18 protein-coding genes and 3 pseudogenes are annotated in these 22,937 nt (G+C 42.1%); 9 read left to right on the top strand and 12 right to left on the bottom strand.

Annotated features, from left to right (window positions below; all coding sequences use genetic code 11):
• The first annotated feature begins 45 nt into the window (after positions 1–45).
• On the top strand, positions 46–630 hold the full coding sequence (locus ACGF5R_RS09140; protein ID WP_387690542.1) for a UbiX family flavin prenyltransferase: 585 nt from the start codon (positions 46–48) through the stop codon (positions 628–630).
• Positions 631–829: 199 nt separating this feature from the next.
• Positions 830–1,018 (top strand): annotated as a pseudogene (locus ACGF5R_RS09145) (zinc ribbon domain-containing protein); the annotation flags it as partial.
• Between the two features lie 23 nt (positions 1,019–1,041).
• On the opposite strand, the gene ACGF5R_RS09150 reads toward ACGF5R_RS09145, so the two are convergent.
• The 4 genes from ACGF5R_RS09150 to ACGF5R_RS09165 all read right to left on the bottom strand — a co-directional run bounded on the left by ACGF5R_RS09150 (position 1,042) and on the right by ACGF5R_RS09165 (position 5,142).
• On the bottom strand, positions 1,042–1,956 hold the full coding sequence (locus tag ACGF5R_RS09150) for a TIGR01777 family oxidoreductase (protein ID WP_387690544.1): 915 nt from the start codon (positions 1,954–1,956) through the stop codon (positions 1,042–1,044).
• 261 nt (positions 1,957–2,217) lie between these two features.
• Positions 2,218–2,838 (bottom strand): GSH-dependent disulfide bond oxidoreductase, encoded by a 621-nt coding sequence (gene yfcG / locus ACGF5R_RS09155; protein WP_112876264.1) that lies wholly within the window; start codon positions 2,836–2,838, stop codon positions 2,218–2,220.
• Positions 2,839–3,133: 295 nt separating this feature from the next.
• Complete coding sequence (locus ACGF5R_RS09160) at positions 3,134–4,663, bottom strand: hypothetical protein (protein ID WP_387690546.1); 1,530 nt, start codon at positions 4,661–4,663, stop codon at positions 3,134–3,136.
• Positions 4,664–4,731: 68 nt separating this feature from the next.
• Entirely contained in the window at positions 4,732–5,142 is a 411-nt protein-coding gene (locus ACGF5R_RS09165) for a type III secretion system chaperone (RefSeq protein WP_112876262.1), read from the bottom strand.
• A 709-nt stretch (positions 5,143–5,851) separates the two neighbouring features.
• On the opposite strand from ACGF5R_RS09165, the gene ACGF5R_RS09170 reads away from it, so the two are divergent.
• Both ACGF5R_RS09170 and yfcD read left to right on the top strand, forming a co-directional pair.
• Complete coding sequence (locus ACGF5R_RS09170; RefSeq protein WP_387690548.1) at positions 5,852–7,729, top strand: lipase family protein; 1,878 nt, start codon at positions 5,852–5,854, stop codon at positions 7,727–7,729.
• A gap of 357 nt (positions 7,730–8,086) precedes the next feature.
• Positions 8,087–8,662, top strand: coding sequence for an NUDIX hydrolase YfcD (gene yfcD, locus ACGF5R_RS09175; protein WP_112876260.1), 576 nt, complete (start codon positions 8,087–8,089; stop codon positions 8,660–8,662).
• A 90-nt stretch (positions 8,663–8,752) separates the two neighbouring features.
• Here yfcD and ACGF5R_RS09180 read toward each other — a convergent pair.
• Positions 8,753–9,046: pseudogene (locus ACGF5R_RS09180) on the bottom strand (helix-turn-helix domain-containing protein); the annotation flags it as partial.
• A gap of 781 nt (positions 9,047–9,827) precedes the next feature.
• On the opposite strand from ACGF5R_RS09180, the gene ACGF5R_RS09185 reads away from it, so the two are divergent.
• Both ACGF5R_RS09185 and ACGF5R_RS09190 read left to right on the top strand, forming a co-directional pair.
• Positions 9,828–10,211: a hypothetical protein gene (locus tag ACGF5R_RS09185; RefSeq protein ID WP_387690550.1), complete on the top strand. Its 384-nt coding sequence runs from the start codon at positions 9,828–9,830 to the stop codon at positions 10,209–10,211.
• A gap of 11 nt (positions 10,212–10,222) precedes the next feature.
• Positions 10,223–10,477, top strand: coding sequence for a hypothetical protein (locus ACGF5R_RS09190; protein WP_387690552.1), 255 nt, complete (start codon positions 10,223–10,225; stop codon positions 10,475–10,477).
• Between the two features lie 162 nt (positions 10,478–10,639).
• Here the strand turns inward: ACGF5R_RS09190 and lsrG are convergent, their stop codons facing one another.
• The 6 genes from lsrG to lsrA all read right to left on the bottom strand — a co-directional run bounded on the left by lsrG (position 10,640) and on the right by lsrA (position 16,509).
• Entirely contained in the window at positions 10,640–10,939 is a 300-nt protein-coding gene (gene lsrG, locus ACGF5R_RS09195) for a (4S)-4-hydroxy-5-phosphonooxypentane-2,3-dione isomerase (RefSeq protein ID WP_112879100.1), read from the bottom strand.
• Between the two features lie 12 nt (positions 10,940–10,951).
• Positions 10,952–11,827: a 3-hydroxy-5-phosphonooxypentane-2,4-dione thiolase gene (lsrF, locus tag ACGF5R_RS09200; protein WP_011147358.1), complete on the bottom strand. Its 876-nt coding sequence runs from the start codon at positions 11,825–11,827 to the stop codon at positions 10,952–10,954.
• 68 nt (positions 11,828–11,895) lie between these two features.
• Complete coding sequence (lsrB, locus tag ACGF5R_RS09205) at positions 11,896–12,915, bottom strand: autoinducer 2 ABC transporter substrate-binding protein LsrB (RefSeq protein ID WP_112879117.1); 1,020 nt, start codon at positions 12,913–12,915, stop codon at positions 11,896–11,898.
• Between the two features lie 62 nt (positions 12,916–12,977).
• The gene (gene lsrD / locus ACGF5R_RS09210; RefSeq protein WP_387690554.1) at positions 12,978–13,979 is read right to left on the bottom strand and encodes an autoinducer 2 ABC transporter permease LsrD; all 1,002 of its coding nucleotides are present in this window, start codon (positions 13,977–13,979) and stop codon (positions 12,978–12,980) included.
• Positions 13,979–14,980, bottom strand: coding sequence for an autoinducer 2 ABC transporter permease LsrC (gene lsrC / locus ACGF5R_RS09215; RefSeq protein ID WP_112879102.1), 1,002 nt, complete (start codon positions 14,978–14,980; stop codon positions 13,979–13,981). Before lsrC ends, lsrD begins: the two co-directional genes overlap by 1 nt.
• Positions 14,974–16,509, bottom strand: a complete 1,536-nt coding sequence (gene lsrA, locus ACGF5R_RS09220) for an autoinducer 2 ABC transporter ATP-binding protein LsrA (RefSeq protein WP_262980714.1) — start codon at positions 16,507–16,509, stop codon at positions 14,974–14,976. The genes lsrC and lsrA overlap by 7 nt, the downstream gene beginning before the upstream one ends.
• A 231-nt stretch (positions 16,510–16,740) precedes the next feature.
• Between lsrA and lsrR the strand changes: the two genes are divergently transcribed.
• The 3 genes from lsrR to ACGF5R_RS09235 all read left to right on the top strand — a co-directional run bounded on the left by lsrR (position 16,741) and on the right by ACGF5R_RS09235 (position 21,503).
• Positions 16,741–17,742: a transcriptional regulator LsrR gene (gene lsrR / locus ACGF5R_RS09225; protein ID WP_112879104.1), complete on the top strand. Its 1,002-nt coding sequence runs from the start codon at positions 16,741–16,743 to the stop codon at positions 17,740–17,742.
• Between the two features lie 90 nt (positions 17,743–17,832).
• On the top strand, positions 17,833–19,425 hold the full coding sequence (gene lsrK, locus ACGF5R_RS09230; protein ID WP_112879105.1) for an autoinducer-2 kinase: 1,593 nt from the start codon (positions 17,833–17,835) through the stop codon (positions 19,423–19,425).
• A gap of 611 nt (positions 19,426–20,036) precedes the next feature.
• A complete protein-coding gene (locus ACGF5R_RS09235; protein ID WP_112879106.1) occupies positions 20,037–21,503 on the top strand; it encodes a nucleotidyltransferase domain-containing protein in 1,467 nt (488 codons plus the stop codon).
• Positions 21,504–21,959: 456 nt separating this feature from the next.
• Here ACGF5R_RS09235 and ACGF5R_RS09240 read toward each other — a convergent pair.
• Positions 21,960–22,910 (bottom strand): annotated as a pseudogene (locus tag ACGF5R_RS09240) (Rpn family recombination-promoting nuclease/putative transposase).
• Positions 22,911–22,937: the final 27 nt, after the last annotated feature.

The raw sequence follows: 22,937 nt of genomic DNA on the forward strand, positions 1-22,937 counted from the left end.
GACTTTCGGGTTTAAATAGTTGTTCAGTGTTTGTATGAGGAAAGAATGAAAAGATTAATAGTAGGGCTTACAGGAGCAAGTGGGGCCATTTATGGTATAAGCCTACTGCAAGTTTTACAACCAGTTGAAGGGGTAGAAACACATCTGGTTATCAGTCATTCTGCTCGCCAGACACTGGCACTTGAAACAGATTATAGTTTACGGGATGTGCAGGCGCTGGCTGATGTTGTATATGACAACAGAGATATCGCTGCTGTCATCTCTTCAGGTTCATTCAAAACTTCGGGCATGGTAATTCTACCATGCTCAATGAAAACCCTTTCAGGTATTGTCCACAGTTATACTGATGGATTAGTAACCAGAGCGGCAGATGTTGTATTGAAAGAAAGTCGTAAGTTAGTGCTTGGGGTGAGGGAAACGCCATTGCATTTGGGGCATCTCAGGCTGATGACTCAAGCGGCAGAAATTGGCGCGGTGATTATGCCGCCTGTGCCTGCATTTTATCATCAGCCTCAACAGATTCAGGATATTATTGACCAGACGGTTAACCGAGTGCTTGATCAGTTTGATATCGAGCTACCTTATGATCTATTTACCCGCTGGCAAGGGGCTAAAAGCGTTGAGATTTAGCAAAAACCGCCGTAAACCTTTGCCCAGTGCGTGTATATAAGGCGAAAAGCCCAAAGGGTTTTAGGGCTGGCTACTGCGACGTATCCTGACTGAATTGATATCTGCCTGTAAAACTGTAAAACAGGCTAAAATGAATGCTCTTTATCAATGAGCGCTGAATATGTTAAGAGCGACCAAAGTCCGCATCTACCCCACCCCCAAAGAGCCGGAAATGCCGCTGCATAAGCGGATCTGGCAATGCCCGGTTTTTCATGTCGAACATGACCGCGATATCAATGCGGCGATCAACATCCAGCGCAAGGGCATACTGGAATTACAGGCGGCGAGACTCGTTGTTTCTGCCCATGGAGGCCAGCGTAAATCCGTCATAAAGACGGTTGCGGCCTGAGAAGTGGGAAGCCTCGCCGTTTTTTACGGCGGGGAGCAGTCACTGTCTAGTAAGTCTTGAAATGCCTCTTTTAGCTGAAAATAGCGGAAGCCAAAACCCGCTTGTTCCAAGTTATGCGGTATTGCCTGTTGTCCGCCCAGTACCAGTGCCGCAGCTTCTCCCATCAGTAATTTCAGCACAAAAGTAGGTGTTCGGATAATAGTAGGACGATGCAATACTTCTCCCAGTGTTGCGGCAAATTGATCATTATGTACTGGATAAGGGGCGGTCATATTAAAAGGACCACTCAAACCAGGTGTCATTAACAGGTAATAGATACCATTCACCATATCGTCAATATGAATCCAGGGCAGATACTGTTTTCCGCTCCCCATCGGGCCACCAAGCCCAAGACGGAACAAGGGAAGCATTTTTTTCAGTGCTCCGCCGTTTTTTGCCAGTACAACACCAGTACGTAAAAGACAAACACGGGTTTTATCACTGGCTGCCTGTAATGCAAGTTGTTCCCACTGCTTACAGAGCTGATGAGTAAATTCATCATGAGGTGGCTCATGCTCTGTGACAATTGTTTGATTCTGATCCCCGTAATAGCCTACCGCAGAGCCGGAAATAAAGACTTCTGGTGGTGTCTGGCTGGCATTAATGAGCTTGCTGAGTTGCTCTGTTAATGTCCAGCGACTCTGGCACAGCTTCTCTTTTTGCGTTGAAGTCCATAGTTTGTTTGCTATGGGCTCGCCAGCAAGATTGATTACGGCATCAAAATCGTTGAGATCGGTTTTATCTTTCAGGCTGGTCCAGCATTCAGCTTGATTGCTGAATAGAGAATAAACTTTTTGAGGTGAGCGGCTTAGAATAGTAATGGAATGGGATAGGGAAAGAAGTTGGCAAACCAGACGGCTACCAATCAAACCTGTTCCTCCAGTGATTAAAATACGCATAACCACTCCTATAACCTAAGTTGTTGATATAAGAACTATACCCGTTATCTTTCAAGTTGCCTCTTTGTTGGCTGCGCTCGCTCACCCCGGTCACATAGTTTGCTATGCTCCCGGGGATTCGCTCCCTTGCCGTCGCGATGCATCTTGAAATCCATAGGGTATATAGCATATTGCAGAGATATAAGGGTTGGTGGTTAAAGATATAGCTATCTGTCAGCCTGATCAAGTTTTGCGGGGAAATAGTTACCCCGCAGACAGATATTAAGCTTTGCTATAGGCAATTTGAGTGGCGGGGCGCTGACTGATAGTGTCAAACCATTTTTTCACTGCCGGATAATCATTCAGATCAATATTCTGACGTTCATAAGCACGAACCCACGGATAAGTTGAGATATCAGCAATACTGTATTCCTGACCGCCCAGATAGGGTGTTTTTTCCAATTGGGTATTCAGGACTTGATACAAGCGCTTTGTCTCTTCCTGATAACGATTAATCGCGTAAGGGACTTTTTCCGGCGCGAAATGACTAAAATGGTGATTTTGTCCTAGCATCGGGCCAAAGCCACCGATCTGCCAAAACAGCCATTGCAGGCTTTGAACACGCTCACGCATATCTTTGCTGAGTAACTTGCCCGTTTTTTCTGCCAGATAAGTAAGAATGGCGCCAGATTCAAAAATAGCGATAGGTTTACCACCATCGATTGGTTGCTGATCAACAATAGCGGGAATCTTATTATTGGGCGAAATGGCAAGAAATTCAGGTTTGAATTGATCTCCTGCGCTAATATCAATTCGATGAATATTATAGGGAAGGCCAGCTTCTTCCAGGAAGAGTGTGATTTTATGGCCGTTTGGCGTTGGAGCATAATACAGATCGATCATGGAACCTCCAGTGGAACGTGTAATTGTATGACACATTATCATTGATTTGTGTAGTGTGTAAGATACTCTGATACTCTTCCTGGCCTAAGAGCGACGATCATTTACAGTGAGTAAGTTGTCGCCCTGTTTCTTTGATATGTCTTTTCATTCCCTGCTATATTAACTGGCCTGCATGTTGTAGCGGTGTTGATTTGTTAACGCAATAGAGCCTGAGTAATGATCTTCCTGAGCAGTACGACAGGAAGATCTATTGATAAAAGAAATTGATCAGCTTTTCTTCTGGAGAAAAGCGTACTTATCTAGCGCTTGTTTTTATACTGCCATCCGCGTTAACTGTTGCTCGACTTCCGCCGTACAGATCTTTTTTGAAAGTAGAGTAATCTGTGTGGACATCATCGCGGCCTTCTAATTGTGCCAATATTTCCTGGCTGGATATGCTAAATCCTTTGGCATGTATAGGAGAGGAGAAAGGTTCGGTATAGAGATTCAATCCCCACTGAGGCGCTAAACCGTGGTTAGCCGCACCTAAATTAACTTCAATCATAGAATGATGATTATCATCAACCAGATAACCTGTTGCCAGCCATCGAGTGAGTTCTTTCATTTCCCGCTCTCCACGTTGAATTGATTGCTCTGGTGATTCCCCGTTAGTAGGCGCACCTAAAGCAAGATCATTTTTCAGGCCCGCACTCAACAACCTGGCCGCAGTAATAAAACGGTCCGTAGTACCGGAAGGTGCAGCGACAGTTGGCAAATTGTGTAAAGCTGCATCCTTGGAAAATCCTGTATTTTCTTTCACATTCCAGACAGAAAAGCCATTGCCACGTTGTATGATAATGTTTTCCTTAGCTAATTCTTGATGTGCTTTGATAGGTTCTGACTGACCAAATTGATAGTCAGTTCTATCCAGCCGGTTGCGAGGATTTAAACTGGCAAATGCCAACTCTCGGTTGGTCAAACGATTATCGGCCTCAAGTGAAGCGGCGGTTGACCAGACACTATCCTTATCAGGCGCTGCTGTTCTGAAATCTCTCTGGACTTCTGTAAGGCTATTGCCAGCTAGAGCCGGGTTACTGATAACTTCTTGCCCGTCTTTCTGTTTAGTTACCTGATATAATTCGGGATTTTCAGAGGCATTAAATTTATTTTCATTTTTAAAAGTGTAGAGATTCAATTGATCAGGTAAGGGCTTTTCCTTAGTGGAACCACGGGCAGGTGCAAAGTTTTTACTTTCCAAGTAACCAATATCAATTATATCCTTGAATTCTGATTTCAATTCAGGTGATGAATAAACTTTCTCCAGAGTATCGCGGAAATAAGCTGAGTTGGTGAGATCATAATAAGCAGTGGCTTTTTCCCTCAATGTTAGCGGTTCTGTATCAGCCCTATCAGATCTGACGTCATTCTGCCGTGCTTCGCTAATGATTCGGGTAAATCCACCTGCGCCAAGCTGACCGACAATACTAAAACCGGGTTTATCACCGGTATAAGCATTAAGCATTTTAGTGATTGCGGTTAATTCATTACCCTCCGCTCGAACGAAAAGTTTCACCAGGTTGGATAAGAGAGAATCAACCGTTTTGTGGGCAGCGGTGCTTTCGCTGGCTAAACGAGAAATATTAGCTTCAATTTGTTTATTGGTCACGACGGATTTTTCATTCCATCCTGTAATAACCGAGGTTGGTGCTGTAAGTGGATTATCAATGGTATTATTTAATAATGGCTCGCAGCAATGGCAAGTTTTATCTGTTGCAGTTGGTTGATGTAATTCAGTTTGATGAATATCAATTCTGGTATTAGCTCTCTGTATTGAAAAATCTGGCATACTTTTTCTCCATTATTTTATTGTGTTTTCTTCTATGAAACTTTTTAATTCACGATCTTAAAAATATCTCAAACTAAAATATCGTGGGCTGAAGCGGAGGTGGTAAGCTTAGTTTCAGGAAAAGGGAGTTCAGCTCTTATTCTTTGAAGATTTCCTAGAATATTAGCCAAATCAGTCGCATCGATTCGCTCTATATCTTGAAGTAAACAGAGACGAATAGTTTGAGTTGGCTGATGCAATGCGAGCCATGCTCCTCCAAGTATATTTATATTACTATTTAATGAGAGCCAAAATTCTGCATCATGATTAACAAACGAAGCTACTGTATGATGAAAAGTCAGCATTGATCCCGTTGAATCTACTTCTAACCACCAAGGGCCATAATCGCCAATGTTCAATTGCACTGCGCCGGTAGAGAGATTCAACATAATATTGGTTTGGGCGGCAAAATCTGCGCATAATTTTTCTAACCTGGACATAAATAAATCTCATCAAAAAAATTAATAGTAAAATATTGTCCAAATTATGTGGCCGAAGCACAGGATCGTCTATCAAAAACAGGCAATGATATTGTAAAAATTAATCAGACAATGGATTCTGTTGTGTTAATGAAGTGCAAGTGCTCCCTTGCCGTCGTGATGCATCTTGAAATCCATAGGGTATAGTTTTTATGAAGAACTAAACTAAATCTAACGAGATAAGGTGGCATGATAAATCTCAATACCCGATTTGGCTATGATTTCCTCTGGTTCTCGTAGACTGAGAAGATAGTCAGGTGCTAGCGAGCACTGGGTATAAACGTAAAGTTTTTATTATTTGATTCATTAAGAATAAAATTTAATGATTAATCATGATAGTTTGTATGGATAATATTTTTTTCATATAAATCAGACTGTTTTTTTAATTTTGTGGCAATGATAATTCCGTGTCAGTCGGGATAAATTTATGGTTTTTATTTTTTGTGGATCTAGTGTTTGTGAAATTAAATAAATCAATGATCTGCATTGTTATTTTTTTTGCTATTTTTTACCTTGTGTTTTTCATAATTATATTCGTTTTGCATTTGTTGAATTTTATTACAATTACAGACTTGAGTGAATGAATTTTCTCTCCCACTATTATTAGTGTATCGACCTGATAATAAGTGTCTAATTAATATTCCAGAATAAAAAAAGGGAGATAATAATTATGAGCGAATTATGTCCACGTGACATTATTGATAGCCAAAAAATGACAGAAAATTGGTTGGAGTTTCAATTAGTTGATGAACAAGGTAATCCATTAGTGAATATGCCTTATCGTCTGATAAGTAGCGGGAGGTTGCGAGATGAACGCAAAGGTGTGACTAATAATCAAGGATTGCTTAGGGAAGAAAGCTTATCATCTGATGTGGTAACGTTATATATCAGTGCTCAACCATTAGCTGATGAAATGGAACAGCGTCCATTACGGGAAAAACGCAGTATTAGGGCATCAGTTGTCCAACCAAAAGCAGAAACGGAAGGTCATCAATACCGTTATGTGACGATTGGACAGATAAGTGATGATTTGCCTGTAATTGATAAATGGATAGAAGAGAAACCGCCACGTTATCATTTCCCAGATTCGGTACCGAAAGGTTTGCGGGTTCTCTCAACAAACTGCCGGTATGTTTTGGAAGTATGTCCGTTTCGTGCATGGGTACTATTGTTACATCATCAGAAAGATTATTCCCTGGTGAATGCTTATAATTTGGCATTAATGGGATTGCTGTCATATTTTGATGATAATGTTGATATAGCAGGTTCTATTACTCATTTTTTTAACCGACAAATGCTGGATATATCTCAATTACCGAGTAAGGTGGAAAAAATATCGCGTACTCCCATTGTTTATGATGTGCCATTTAGTGAACGTTATACTGATGTTGTATTTATTGATTCAAAAGCGAGTGAAAGTGGGATAGGAGATACGGAGTTATTTTATGTCGCTAATCAACAGGAAATTATTGTTAGCTGGCGGGGAACGGCGAGTGTTGATGACGCCATTACTGATATTATGTATCAACCATTGAAATTGGGTTGTGAACCAGATGGTGTATGCAGTGGTTTTATTAATAATGGTAAAGTTCATAGGGGATTTTGGGAGGCATTTAATCTTATTGGTCAGTTAAAAGTTCCCGGTTCTGATGAAAATGTGTTTGATAAAATTATTGATTTAGCTAAAAACCGAAACGTATTTGTTTGTGGACATAGTTTGGGGGGCGCTTTAGGGTTATTGCATAGTGCCCAACTGAAAAAATATCATCCTTGTTTATATAGTTATGGGATGCCGCGGACATTAACCCGTAGTGCGGTACAAGAATTGGAAGATATTACACATTACCGTCATGTGAATGAAAATGATTTGATTCCCTCTATGCCTCCGGAAAAAGATTTGGATAACTGGCTTTATAATTATTGGGGACCATTAGGTTATCTATTTAGTACCATTGAATTATTGGGTCTGACAAAAGGTCAGGAAGTTTTCTTACATCATGGGGAAATAGTTCATTTTTATAAAGCTGATCTTATTATTGAAACTTTAAAAAAGAGTGATTCAAACGATCTTATACGGCTCACAGAAATATTACCTGTCATGGCAAAATTGTATTTGATTCCGTCATTGAATCATGAAACGAAAGATAATATTAAGGTGGCATTGGAGATTCAGAAAGAATTTTTTAAACAGATAAGCGACGCTGATAAGAATAAGTGGTTTCCACGTAATGCAAACCCGACTTTGAAATATGCCTTGGGGGTGCCTGATCATCGTATGCTTAAATATATTCATTACATTGGAGATCGAATTGCAGAGTTGTTTGTGCCAGACAAATATTATTTTTATCAAGATCAGAAGAAATTATTTGAAAATACAATGAATGAAAGGAGTGATATTGTTCCTGATATTCGGCAACGTAATACACTATTTTTGAATATGGATAACCAGTTAGAGCAAGCACTTATTGATACTCTACAAGATAAACGGGGTGTTTTGGCCTTAACGCGTTATACCAATATTGCCACACGGATTGAGAAAGAGTTATGATGAAATAAAGGTGAATAAATTGAATATTAAGATTAGTGAATTGGCATTTATAACCAAACAATAGAACGCTAGAAAATAATGCCGCCATAATGAGGAATATTGGGTGGATGATGGTTGAGATTCTCTTTTCTAATTTGCAGGGTTGATAAGATGAAGCCATTAACCCTGTTATCATTACCAGTAAAAATCTTATCGGACTACAGTTTCGTTGCAGTTCTATTTCAAGTTTAGCGAAAAAGTTGCATGAGTTGTCCGAAACGAATAACTTCGTAGAGTCCCTATCGATTTGGTTGTTTTGAGTAAAATAAACATCTTGTAGATTTGCAATTTTCTGCTAATAAAAAAAGGTTTTTGAAGATGGAACAAGAGAATCAAGAGAATGTAGTGAGTGTTGAGTGGATTGATATCATTAATGAAAATAATGAAGTCATTGCTCAGGCTACGCGTCGGCAAATGCGCGCCCAACGTTTACGACACCGTGCGACTTATATTGTCGTTCACAATGGTATGGGAAAGATTTTGGTTCAACATCGTACAGTAACTAAAGATTTTTATCCGGGAAAGCTGGACGCGACCGCAGGTGGTGTTGTGATGGCGGGTGAAAATATGCTGGATTCTGCCCGTCGCGAAGCAGAAGAAGAGTTAGGTATTGCCGGTGTGCCTTTTGCAGAACATGGTAGTTTTTATTATGAAGCAGAGGATTGCCGTATTTGTGGTGCATTATTCAGTTGCATCAGTCATGGTCCGTTTGCTTTACAGGAAGCGGAAATTGATGATGTATGCTGGTTGACACCGGAGGAGATAACCGCTCGCTGTGATGAATTTACCCCTGATTCGCTGAAAGCACTTTCTCTGTGGCTGACACGTAATAACGATTTTGATGAAATTATTGTTTATAAAAAAAATGAGAATAGTCCAAAAAGAATTATTTAATTAATCTGAGTAAAAATTAATGAGGTTTTACGTTCTTATTGATGAAAAACTAGAGGATGGCTGGCGGCCATCCTCTAATGCTTGGTGTTAGGCCCGGCTGAATGATTCTGGGTTTTGAAAACCTGCATCCAACGCAATATCGATGATTTTTTCTAGTGGATTGAATGCCAGACGGTAAGAAGCACGCTTTAATCGCATTAATTGGATATAGCGTCCTACAGGTATACCGCAGTAATTGGCAAACTGTCGGTGAAAGTGATAACGCGAAAAATTCGCTACTTCACTCAGTTGTTCCAATGTGAGTGGCTCATCCAAATGGCGCTCAATATAATTAAATACCTGATTGAATCGTTTGACGTAGGCGTCAGTTTTATCATTGTGAATTGTATCCTCCAATTAGAGAGCACTATGGCTGAACATAAGAGACATTGCCTGACTGATATTGCTGACTTTTGCATTAAGCCGATGTGGAAAATGTTATTTCAAACGAAACTCTAATCGTGTAAGGAAGAAAATAATAGCATATAGCAGGGCAATGAATTTAAAACGCATTAAATAGTAAAAAGAGCATGAAGATTTTAAACCTCTTGATTTTGTTAATGAAAATAACCGGATTCTTTAGGGGTAAAAACTCTACGGGGATATGATTATTAGGTTTGAATAATAGATAGTATTTAAAGAAATATATTGGGTTTTAATGATAGCTAGTGTTTAAGAAATTAAGTATTGGGGGGGGGAAGACTATTTGTTGCTCTATTGTTATGGTTTAATGGGTTTGATAGAAGTAGTGAAAAATATTGTATGGCCCAGATAATCTGGGTATCCGCTATGGTAAGAGCATTTCTCGATATTGGAGTGCTTTAATAGCTGTTGTTATTTGGTTATGAGGGAGCTAATCAAGGGGGCTATTTTGTCTTAAATCAACGATAAATTGGGTTGGAGTTAAACTGGATGTTGTTAGGAATTAGGATCATGTGGGACTGAATCACAGCTATCTGATTCAGCAGTGGATGGCGGCCTTTTTATATAGCGGCCATCCATTGGAATTTATAATCAGCATTCTAAGGTTCAGGGCTTACAACGTTCTTTTGGACAGGATCATGGAATGGTTATCGCATTGTTTGAGGATTGTATGAGTCAAAAATAACGAGCTTAGAGGTTTAATATGGTGTGTTCATCAAGACAAAGTTGGCATGATTTAGAGCTCAAAATTAAAGAACTACATGAGATATCATCCAGGCTTAATTTTAGATATCTTTATGATGTTAGAAGCAGCAGTCGTTTCATTTTCGAAATAAATGAATTAATCAGAACGGTTAATTATGAGATAGGTAAAAATTGCTTATCTGTTGATGGTGGTATTGCAATCCTGCAAGATGAAATAGATAATCTGAAGAGACAGGAGCTTGACCTGTTAATAAATGATAGCAAGCTATATATGATTGTTCAAAAAGAAAAAAAAGAAAAAGAGGATGAAACAACCAATTTAATTTTGAAACTATTTATTACGCAATGTCTATTTTCGTGCTTATTGTACTTTTTAAGCTGAGGGGATATGTAATGGGTTATATTCGAGCGGTGCTTTTTACTGTTATTTTTGTGGTTGTTAATACTGTACAGCATAATATTGCTGTAAATGGTGGTGTGCTGGTATATATATTTCCACATTATTTTAGTATTTATGATTATAGCTCAATCCGGTTTGGTGCTTTATTTTTTGCAATTGCATATTCTTGTCTTCTTACTATGGGTAAACCTTATAGTGAAGAAAAAGAAAAAGAAAAAGAAAAAGAAAAAGAAAAAGAGAAGTATTGATATTTATTCAATGGATTACAGAATGAAATTTATCTATACCCTATGGATTTCAAGCTGCATCGCGACGGCAAGGGAACGAATCCCCGGGAGCATAGATAACTATGTGACCGGGGTGAGTGAGTGCAGCCAACAAAGAGGCAGCTTGAAAGATGACGGGTATATTTATTTTATTTCTGGCATCACACCAATAAACGATCTCTTCTTCCTTGGTTCAGACATCAGAAAGTCAAGTTGTTCAACACATTTCAGATAATGAGGGGTTTGCTTGTGTGCATTAGCCGCTTTTTCATCAACATAGGCTTCATAAATATAAAAGCGGGTAGGGATATTTTCGTCCCGTAATACATCAAAACGTAAATTGCCTGCTTCTTTAATTGATCCCAGATGATTAAGGCGAAAAATTTCAATAAATTCGTCTAATTTGTCCTGCTTAACATTAATTTCAACCAAAGTTACGTGCATCTCAATTTCTCCTTATTGTTTTTCACTTAAAAATAACTCGTAAGCTTTGCTGGCATTCTCATTCTGATGTACAACGGCTTGAACCGCTTTTAGCATGGCAACCGGTGCTTCGGATTGGAATATATTACGGCCCATATCAACACCGGCAGCCCCTTGATCAATGGCTTGATAACACATCTCCAATGCTTCTTTTTCTGGTAGCTTTTTACCACCAGCAATCACAATAGGAACTGGACATCCACTGGCAATACGTTCAAAGCCAGTATCGACATAGTAAGTTTTAATAATTTGCGCGCCCATTTCGGCCGCAATTCGCGTTGCCAGAGAAAAATAGCGCTGATCCCGAACCATATCTTTCCCAACGCCGGTAACTGCCATCGTTGGCATACCGTAACGCATTCCCTGATCGACTAATTTGATAATGTTCTTAATTGATTGATGCTCATATTCAGAGCCGATATAGACCTGAGCAGCTACTGCACAGACATTCAGGCGTAAAGCATCTTCCATCGCAACCGCGACCGCCTCATTGGACAGCTCCGTCAGAATCGAGTTGGCGCCGGAAGCACGCAAGACCACAGGTTTGTTGGTCGCGGGTGGAACTTGGCTACGCAAAATACCACGGGTGCACATTAAGACATCGGTATGGGGAAATAGTGGAGCAATATTGATATCGATGCGTTCAAGCCCGGTTGTTGGCCCCTGAAAATAACCGTGGTCGAAAGCCAACATCACCGTTCGATTGGTTTTGGGATTAAAAATGCGTGAAAGTCGTGATTGCATTCCCCAATCCAGTGCGCCGCAACCTTTCAGTTCAAACAGGCTGTTCTTCTGTGGGATATCAATACCAAAATCTTTGCCATCTTTAATATCATCTAAATCTGCCATTTTTCTTCTCCTAACTCACTTACATTGGTCCAGCAACCCTGCATGGCAGAGATTGCTGGACAGTAGTATTAGAAATCGTATTGATTGATATTGTCTTTGGTGAAAATGACCCGTTCAGGCAGAACAACAATACCGTTTCCTTTGGCTTCATAGCGGTAACCCTGAACGCGGTTTGGTACAACTTCAACAATGCCAATATCGGGAATATCTAGTTTATCGCCGACATTTAAATCACCTTTCTTGAGTAATTCATTAGCGACATGGATTGAAATTTTGCCTTGATTAACAACATCCCATAGCCCGAATTGCTTGACGGTTCCGCGTTCAACATAAGGGCGCATGACATTGGGGGTGCTGAAACCCACAATCGCAACATCTTGTCGTTTCAGATTTTCTGCTGCCTGTGCCGCGGCTGGCAGGGCATTGGCATCCGGGGCAATAATGGCGTCCAGGTCACTCCAGGCTTTTAAAATCCCTTCTGCGGTTTGTAAGGATTTGGTTGCATCGTTATAACCAAACTGAGTCGTGACAATTTCCCAACCTGGGTGTTCTGCGGCAATTTTATCTTTAGCTTCTTTTACCCATTGGTTTTGGTCAGTTACCGTTGGGCTGGAGTAGAAAAACGCGACCTTGGCTTGCTCTTTTTGCACCTGATTGGCGGCCATATCCACCAGCATTCCGCCTAGTTGGTTTGGCGTTCCTTGGTTAATATAAATTGAACGGCATTCCGGCGAAGTATCTGAATCCCAGGTTAGAATTTTTACTCCCCGTTGTATGGCTCGTTTCAACGCAGGGCACAGACCATCCGGTGAAACCGCAGAGACCACAATAGCGTCATAGCCTTGGTTCACGAAGTTGTTGATAAGCTGGACTTGCCCGGCAACACTGGGTTCTGTTGGCCCATCATAGGTCACATTGACACCCAAAGCTTTCCCGGCGGCTACCGCACCTTGACCGCCACTGGTAAAAAAGCCGACACCGACCAGTTTAGGGATGAAAGCGATTCTTTCGGCGGCGTGTACCCAAGAGGCGCAAGCCAGACTTAATAGGCTAATTAGAGCCAGTTTTTTCAGGATTAGTGTTTTCATTACTCTCTCCATATTGTTGGGTTTCAGAGGGACTGTAATGTCATAAAATTCAATCTGTAGGTTTATGAAGACAATCTCTGATTTCTCCATCGCTGTATCCAGTCACGGATTTGGTGGTGGTGCTGGCTGATGGAACGTCCTACCACGGCAATGATCAACAGGGCGCCGGCAAGGGCACTGGATACCTGATTGGGGACGCCGGCCATCTGTAACCCCTGTTGTAAATAACCAATTAATAATATAGCCAGCGCGGTGCCGATGATTGAACCTGAACCACCGTAAATATTGGCTCCGCCCAATACTACCGCGGTGATTGCCGGCATCAGAAAGGATGCGCCAAGGTCAGAACGCGCTGATCCAAAATAGGAAACTAATACAATGGCGGCGATAGCAGAAGCTATGCCGGTCAGGGTATAGAGAAGATATAGGGTTCGGGCAATGGGAATTGCCGCGTAACGGGCAACTTTACTGCTTTGTCCAATCAGAAAAATATTGCGTCCACTGTGGGTACGATGCATGAACAGCCAGAAAATAAGGAGACAGAGTAGAAATAGCATCAATGGCATGGGTAGGCCAAACACAGTCAAATTGGCAAAATCAGTCAATGCTTGTGGAAAGCCACCAATACCTTCGTAACCGGTTGCACCGGAGATACCGGAAAGCAGCAGGGCACTGCCACCGAACAGATATAGGGTACCGAGTGTGATAACCAGTGGGTTAATGCCGGTATATAAAATGAGTGCTGCATTGATTATTCCACATATTGCACCGACTAATAGCGTCAGTGGAATAGCGGCGGCCATTGGAATACCGGCCTGATTCATTACTCCGAGTGATATCGCGCACAGACCAATGATTGAGCCAAATGAAATATCAATACCCCCACTCACAATAACCATAGTCAGTGGCAAGGCCACAATCCCGATACAGATAAAATCACTGGTACTCAGCAACAATATATTAATGTCCAGCATACGCGAGTTTGCTATGCCAAATAGCAGAATTTCAATAATCAGTAATGCGGCTAAGGTCAATTCCCAGCCATAACGTTGACCGATATTCATTATGTCACCTGATTACTTTTGTCATTTTTGAGGAAACGGGCATATTTTTGTTGGCGGATATTTTTTTCGATGGCACAACGAAGGCGTCCATCAAAAATCAACACCGCCAGCAGAACAAATCCGGCAATAAAATCATTCCACCAGGCAGGGAGTTTTAGTAATACTAATCCGCTGTTTATCTGCGTCAGGAAAAATGCGCCTAAAATAGCGCCGATCACTGTACCGGTGCCGCCAAGCAGACTGATACCGCCTAGCACGCAAGCTGCGATAGCTCTCATTTCCAGCCCACTGCCAGTCTGATTTGGGATAAAACCAATTTGGGAAGCAAAAACAATTCCGGCCAGCGCTGCCATGACACCATTCACGGAGAAGGCGATAATTTGAATGCTATCTGTACGAACGCCCAGTTGACGAGCGCCTTGCAGGTTGTCTCCTGTGGCGTAAAAGCTCCGGCCAAATGGGGTTTTTGCTAGTATCCACGCCATTGCTAATATCAGGATCATTAACAGCCAACCGATAGGTGAGATATTGAGCCATAAAGGTGCGGAAAGGCGCTTTAATTCGCTTGGTAAGCCTTCAATCCATTTACCGTCAGTAAGCAATAACATCAGCCCACGGTAAAGCCCCAACGTGCCGAGGGTGGTAACGATCGCGGGAATTTTCAGCCAGGTGACCAGCGCGCCATTGAAGAATCCGGCGCACATGCCGAGCAGAAGAGTCAACAGGCAGGAAACGGGCAGGCTAAAGCCGGCATTCAGTGACATTCCCATAATGACCGCGCATAAGCCGGCAATGGAGCCGACAGAGACATCAATATTGCGAGTCAGCATGACCAGTGTTGCCCCCATTGCAAGCAAGATAAGGATCTGCGCACTGCTAAAAACGAGGGTAACAGTTTGTAAGCTAAAGTACTGGTGGTCGATAACACTGAGTAAGCCAAACAGGCAGAGAATGGCAATCAATGCAGTAATTTCTCGGTTATTCTGGATAAGTTTCAACATGATGCCGCCTGTTGTGGTTTATGTTCGCCGAAGGCGATATGCATAATGGTGTCAACATCTATTTGTTGCTTAGTTAACTCGCCATTGATTTCTCCCTGATGCATGACTAATACCCGATCAGCTATTCGAACCACTTCATCCAGATCCGATGAAATAAAAATAATCGCCACTTGCTGTTGGGCGATATGACGAATCAGTTGGTAAATATCATTGCGTGCCGCGACATCCACACCACGTGTAGGTTCATCAATAATAAGGACTGCGGGGTGAGCTTCCAGACATTTAGCAATCAGAATTTTTTGTTGATTACCGCCGGACAGCGTTTTGATCGGTTGGTTAATATGGCTGAATTTGATATTTAGGATTTGGCAATAGCGTTCAAGTACCGCTGTGTCATAGGCAGGACGTATCCAGAATGTATTGCGGTTGTGGGTTAGTGAGCAGATATTCCAGCCGAGTGATGAATTCAGAAATAATCCTGATGACTGTCGATCTTCCGGCAAATAAACCAAACCCTGAGCCAGACGTTGAGCAGTTTTTAGCCCATTAATAGGATGTTGTTTTAACTTGATTTCCCCGGATATCGCAGGGCGCAGACCATAAAGTGTTTCAGCCAGTTCTGTACGGCCTGCACCAACAACTCCGGCCAAGCCAAGAATTTCACCAGGTTTCACTGAGAAGGTGATATTGCAGAAACCCTCGCCGCTCAGTTTGGTGACTGTCAGTATTGGTCGATCAGGTACTGTCTGGTGCTGGTTATTGCTAAGATCCAGGCCCAATTTTGGGGTGCCATTTAATGGCTGATTTTTTGTGATTGGTGTAATGGCCTGAATAATATCATCGGTTGTGTAATCGTGGATTTTGCCACTTAAAGCAATACTGCCGTCACGCATGACACTGACTTGATCCGCTAATTGGTAAATTTCAGGGATTTTGTGGGAAATAAAAATGATGCCGACACTTTGCTGTTGTAACCCGCGGAGTTGGGCAAATAGGCGTTCGGTTTCTACTGGTGTTAGGGAGGCGGTAGGTTCATCAAGGATTAAGATTTTCGAATTACGCATCAGGCCACGCATAATTTCGACTAGTTGTTGATCGGCAACATTAAGGCTGCTAGCACTGACATGTAGATCTAATTGACAGCCAAGTAATGCCAATAGCTGTTTCATTTTAGACTTATCTACCTGATGCTTTGGCAGACGAAACAGGATGTTTTCCTGTACAGACAAATTCGGAAATAGCAATGGTTCTTGTGGTATCAGATAAATACCGAGTTGATGGGCTTTAGTGGGATTAAGATGGCTAACATGATTACCGCTAATCTTGAGCGTGCCTTTATCCGGCTGTTCGATACCGGCAATAATCTTCATCAGTGTTGATTTGCCCGCGCCATTACCTCCTAACAGAGCATGTATCTGCCCTGGAAACAGCGTAAAATCAATATGTTTCAGTACCATTACGCCGGAAAATTGCTTACTGGCGCCACTGACTTCTAATAGCGGTGGTACTGCGGTGTTGTTATGTAACATCGCGGCATCCTCTTACATGCAGGTGCGGAGGCAAACAAAATGAACATTTATATATTTAAAAAACAATTGTTCAACATGGTAGCTGTTAAATTGTGAACTTGGCAATATTTAAATCACACTTTGTGAAAAATTTATATATTCATTGAATTGTGTTCAAATTTTTGCGGTAAAACTCTGGCGTGTTATACGTTTTAATGGTTATCTGTTGAGTGCGGATAAAAGAAAGTGGTTATGTCGATAAAATCAGTGAAAGAAAAATCAGCTAAAGAGAAAAATGTATTGTCTGAGGACACCTATCCGGGTAATAGCATGAGTGAAGAAGAGCTGCTTGCGCGTATTGCATGGTTTTACTATCACGATGGCCTGACACAAGGTGACATCGGCGATTTGCTTGGTTTAAGCCGGTTAAAAGTTTCCAGATTACTGGAAAAAGGGCGGCAATCAGGCGTCATTCGGGTACAAATTAACTCTCGTTACGAGGGGTGTTTGGCGCTGGAAGATACCCTGCAAAAACATTTCTCTTTGAAACAGGTACGCGTTTTGCCTGCGCTGGCGAATATGAATCTTAGTGCCAGATTGGGGGTTGGTGCGGCACATTTGTTGATGGCATTGATTGAACCGCAGCAATTATTGGCCGTGGGGTTTGGCGAGACCACCATGTGCACATTGCAACATTTAAGTGGTTTTATCTCATCACAACAAATTAGGCTTGTCACATTATCCGGTGGCGTCGGTCCTTATATGACCGGTATTGGTCAACTGGATGCAGCCTGTTCAATCAATATTATCCCCGCCCCATTACGAGCTTCCACTGCTCAGGTTGCTGAAACATTTCGTCAGGAGAGCAGTGTCCGAGATGTTTTGCTAGCGGCTTGTGCGGCTGATATTGCTATCGTTGGTATTGGCGCAGTTAATCAGAAACAGCAGGCGACAATTATGCGTTCTGGTTATATCAGTGGTGGTGAACAGCTAATGTTTGGTCGGAAAGGCGCTGTGGGCGATATCCTTGGCTATTTTATGTGCGCTGATGGTGAGCTGGTGGAGGATATGCAGATTCATCAGGAGCTGATAGGTATTTCCATGCCGGAGCTGAAAACTATCCCGACAGTGATTGGCGTTGCGGGAGGGGAAGAGAAAGCGGAAGCCATTATTGCTGCGCTGAATGGTCAATATATCAATGGATTGGTGACGGAAGAACAGACTGCCAAAGCTATGCTGAATTTGCTGCGCTGAACCCTATATTTACTCTATCCGTGAAAGTAAGCAGAAAAAATTTGAGGTAAGGCTATAAGTTCAAAAAGTAATTAAACTGAGGATAGCATCATGAATCAACGCCGTAGTGCTAATCCATCGGGAAAATATCTGATGGCGCTTGATGCAGGAACAGGGAGTGTTCGTGCAGTGATATTTGATCTTGAAGGGAATCAGATCGCCGCAGGGCAGGCTGAATGGATACATCAGCCTGTACCTGATGTACCGGGTTCAATGGAGTTTGATTTAGCGACGAACTGGCAGCTTGCTTGCCAATGTATTCGCCAGGCGCTAAAAACCGCGCAATTGCCCGCCAGTGCTATTCAGGGGGTGGCTTCTTGTTCTATGCGGGAAGGGATCGTGCTTTATAACCGCGATGGTGAGCCGATCTGGGCTTGTGCTAATGTGGATGCGCGTTCCAGCCAAGAAGTGAGTGAATTGAAGGCGTTGTATGACAGCACTTTTGAATATGATGTGTATCAGTGTTCAGGGCAAACATTAGCGTTGGGTGCAATGCCTCGTCTGTTATGGCTTGCTCATCATCGCCCGGATATCTATCGTCAGGCGGCCGCTTTAACCATGATCAGCGACTGGCTGGCAAATATGCTCAGTGGTGAATTGGCTGTTGATCCCTCCAATGCGGGTACGACAGGTATGCTGGATCTGGTGAGCCGTGATTGGCGTCCCGATCTACTTGAGATGGCAGGATTGCGCTCTGATATTCTCTCGCCGGTAAAAGAGACTGGAACCTTGTTAGGTTACATCACTGAGAAAGCCGCTGTTCAATGTGGACTGAATGTTGGTACACCGGTCATTATGGGTGGTGGTGATGTACAACTTGGTTGTCTTGGTTTAGGTGTTGTAAAACCTGCCCAGACCGCCGTTATCGGCGGTACTTTCTGGCAGCAGGTTGTCAATTTGCCGGCACCGGTCACTGACCCAAATATGAATACACGGATAAACCCTCATGTTATTCCCGGCATGGTTCAAGCGGAGTCCATTAGTTTCTTTACTGGCTTAACCATGCGCTGGTTTAGAGATGCATTTTGCGCGGAAGAAAAGCTGTTGGCGGAGCGTCTTGGCGTTGATACTTATAGCTTACTGGAAGACATGGCGGCCAGAGTCCCGGCAGGCGCTTACGGTATCATGCCAATTTTCTCTGATGTGATGCGGTTTAAAGCCTGGTATCACGCTGCGCCTTCCTTTATTAACCTTTCCATTGATCCTGAGAAATGCAATAAAGCGACCCTATTTCGTGCGTTGGAAGAGAACGCAGCGATTGTCTCGGCCTGTAATCTGGATCTGATTTCTGCCTTTTCGGCAGTGAAACCGGATTCACTGGTATTCGCTGGTGGGGGTTCAAAAGGAAAATTATGGAGCCAGATTTTATCTGACGTGACAGGGCTGCCGGTTCGGGTGCCGATGGTTAAAGAATCGACCGCTTTAGGCTGTGCAATTGCTGCCGGAGTGGGGGTTGGGCTTTATGATGCAATGGAGAACACAGGGGAGAAACTGGTGCGTTGGCAACATGAATATCAGCCAAATCCTGAACATTATGAAGTGTATCAAAAGGCTAAACAGAACTGGCAGGCGATATATGCCGATCAATTAACGTTGGTCGATCATGGTTTGACTACGTCATTATGGAAGGCGCCGGGATTATAACTTTCAACCGGTTGATTTGCTGATGGTTTGTTGGGTGTGCTTGCGCTGATATACGCCTTGTGCACCAAATATTCTTATGTCTGAATCATAATCATTAAAGATATACCCGTTATCTTTCAAGTTGCCTCTTTGTTGGCTGCATTCGCTCACCCCAGTCACATAGTTTGCTATGTTCCCGGGGATTCACTCCCTTGCCGTCGCGATGCATCTTGAAATCCATAGGGTATAGTTGTTATTGTTAATTAATTTATCCGTAGAATTTCATGCAGAGACTGCTCAATTGTTCGATTTTATTCCACTGGTGGTGAAATAGGTATACAGGAACAAAGAGTTCAGTCTCGATTCTTGCTTATTAATCAGGTTGTAAAAGTTGGATTAGGTTCTTTTTAAACTATCTACTATTTTGAAAAATTACCTTATTGCTATTTCCTATTGTGACAGTAATCGAATTAGTTTTCTTGACTGATATAAGTAATTAAACTACTTTTTAATAGCTACCTTGTATAAGCTAATTCAAAAAAATCAACTTAGCAGTTATCACAATTATTATCTCGTGTGCTGTAATACCCCGGCCTTTTGCGACATGCCCTGATGTCAAAGAGTAAATTTATATGGATGCAAGAACTGACTATTTTATTCAGTCCGCATTAGAAGTTTTTGGAGAGAATCTTCTTGGTATTGTGGAAACTGATTCATATCTCCGCCAACCTGATTATTCTTCTCGGTGTGTGAGGCATTTTTACGTGATTGTAGCTGATAATTTCGTCACAGGTTGTATTACATCACTAAGATACCTTCAGGCGGAGTTTTTTGAGTTTACCCTAAATTATCTTACTATTAGTGAGTTATCGTATTATCCGCCTCATTGTATGTGGCAGTTTACTAAGAATCCTTGGCTCTTACGGTCGGAAAAAATCGGTGATGTGGTATTCCCTGATATCAAAGGGAATATTGATATATATAGACAAGCAGTCTTTAGCGTTGCCCATATTGCGCGTCTCTACTACCTCAGAAACTTGACGCCAAAGACCCACGTTTGGGGAGTACGCCAGCTTGGTTGGGCAATGCGCTATGCCGAATTGGGGCTATATCGTCTGCTCGAATCAACGGAGCTATCCTGTATTCACAAAGATAGCGCGTATGTTTTGAAAGCACCAATAGAAGACCTTAATTGGTTGATCACTTGCAATATATCTTGGCAAAAGTTCGAAGAAGAACTTTTGTCTGATATTAATGTTTTTCGTGATGCTGCGGCACGGTTAAGTGGAATCGCGGAGTACTATTCGACATTATTGCAGCATTTGTACCCAGAGACACGTATTGTGCCGGCACATGATAAAGTAGACAATCTTCTTTCATTACAACCCCTCATCGATCAAGTGATTATTCTCTTAAAGCAGTTTATTGGAGATAGATTATTAGCCTTTTATCTCCACGGCAGTGCTGCCCGAGGTGATATGCGAAGTGGTTCAGATATAGACTCTATTGTTATCGTGGATAAAGTCGATACTGTTATTCTTGAAGCAATCCGCTCAACACAATCTAGGTTCAAGGATTTATCCATCTCCGTATATAGTGCATCGAATGTTCATCAATATCCTGGTTTCAGAACATATGCGCTCATCAATGGAACTAAGCGTGTCTATGGTAATCTTGCTTTAGAAATGAAACCGTCATTGAAAGGTGATGTATATGGCATTATCAACAATCTATTTACTATAAGGCAAATAGCTCGTTCTTATCTGATTTCTGGTACATATGGACATCGGGCACATTATATGCTTGGATTGATGATGAAACTCACTGATCACGGCTGCTTAAGACCTTTGCAAATCCTGAAAGGTGGTTTCTACCCAACTAAGAAAACTCAGGTTTTGGAATACTACAGAGACAACGAAATTCTCACCGACATTATTAAATATACGCAAAACCTAAAAGAATGTGAGAACACGCTAAAGCAAAAATTGCTTATTGGAAGTCGAACTGAATTAGAAAACTTATTTTATTCATTACTTGACGCATGTGAAATAGTGGCAGAGAGATTACATATGGTACAGGTCGAGAAGTCAATTTCATAGACGGGATGATTCTAGTTATTTCAGCTAAGAATATTACGATGGGTAAATTATTAATTCGTATCTAAACATAGTCATTAGCTAAATAGAATTTCATAATACCGATACAGTTGGTCTATTCGATTAATATCCGAACAGTGCAAATCTGATGCCTGATAAACCGTACTAACTCATAACTCAACTATGTGTAGCTTACAACTCTTGCTACACAAGGAGTTGTACGAAGGGAGCACTATTTTGGAAAGTTATTTAGTGCAATAAATTATATTTGTACGGTAATGGCGCGGTATAAGCGTCCTAAGGGATATACTTTTTTAACTTTACCCAGAAACGCAAGTGGAAAAATCATAAAAGAGCAATTAAGACAATTGATTAGGAATTCCTGAGATCCCGATATTGGGATCTCGTATTATGATTATATAGCCAATGCCCTTAATGGGATTCTTACTGGTGCCAGAATTAGTGGCGAATTTGCGCCAGTTCGTCTTCGGAAAGGCCAGTCATTTTCATAACGGTCGTGCGATCAAGACCATTAGCCAACATAGTGCGGGCAATCTTAATCGCTTCCTCTTTACGGCCTTTTTGTTCGCCCAGCTGTATACCTTTCTGTTCACCCAACTGTATACCTTTCTGAATCCCGCGTTGTTCGCCTTCAAGGCGGAGTTTTTCTGCGATAGTCATCAGAGCTTCCTCATGCTGTGGCATGCGTAATGCCAGAGTATTCAACAAAGCAGTCGGGTCGTGGGATTCTCCCGCCTGCAACATGTAGTTTATCACAGAAACCAGTTGTTCCTGAGTGGTGTATCCTTCAAGCAATAATGTGACCAATTGCTCAAGCAAATCAGCCAGGTCGCGCTGCCGAATGTGTTTTTGCAGCAGCTCAAGCCCGGCCATTCGTCGGTGCTTCATGATTTCGTCGTCGGCAATGACGGTGATATCCGCCAATGGGAAATCTTTACTGTAGAGTTCGCTGGCTAGCTTAGGGTCATCAAATTCCTGCAACCAGCTCATTGAATACGGATATGGACTGACTTTTCCTTGGTAGAACAATACTGGTATCACCAGAGGTAACGTTTTATGACCAGCATCAAGATGACGTTACATTGCAGCGATCGCATAACGTAGCAACCGAAACGCCATATGCTTATCCGGGGAACTCTGATGCTCAATCAGACAATACACGTAGCCGTCACCTTTACCTGCTTTCAACGAATACAACACGTCGCTGTAGTACGGTCGAAGATCGTCTTCGATAAAACTCCCTGACGCCAGTTGCAGCGTTTCCAGATCACATACTTTAAGTAACATCGGCGGCAGATGAAATTGCAGAAAGTCCCTGGCGGTATCTGGATGTGTCAAGAACTGCTTAAAAATAGCATCATGCAATGTAGGCGTGGTGTTCTTCTTCATCGTTCATCATATCCTAAAACTCCAAGT

Source organism: Photorhabdus sp. RM71S (assembly GCF_042879355.1).
Taxonomy (GTDB): Bacteria; Pseudomonadota; Gammaproteobacteria; order Enterobacterales; family Enterobacteriaceae; genus Photorhabdus; species Photorhabdus kayaii.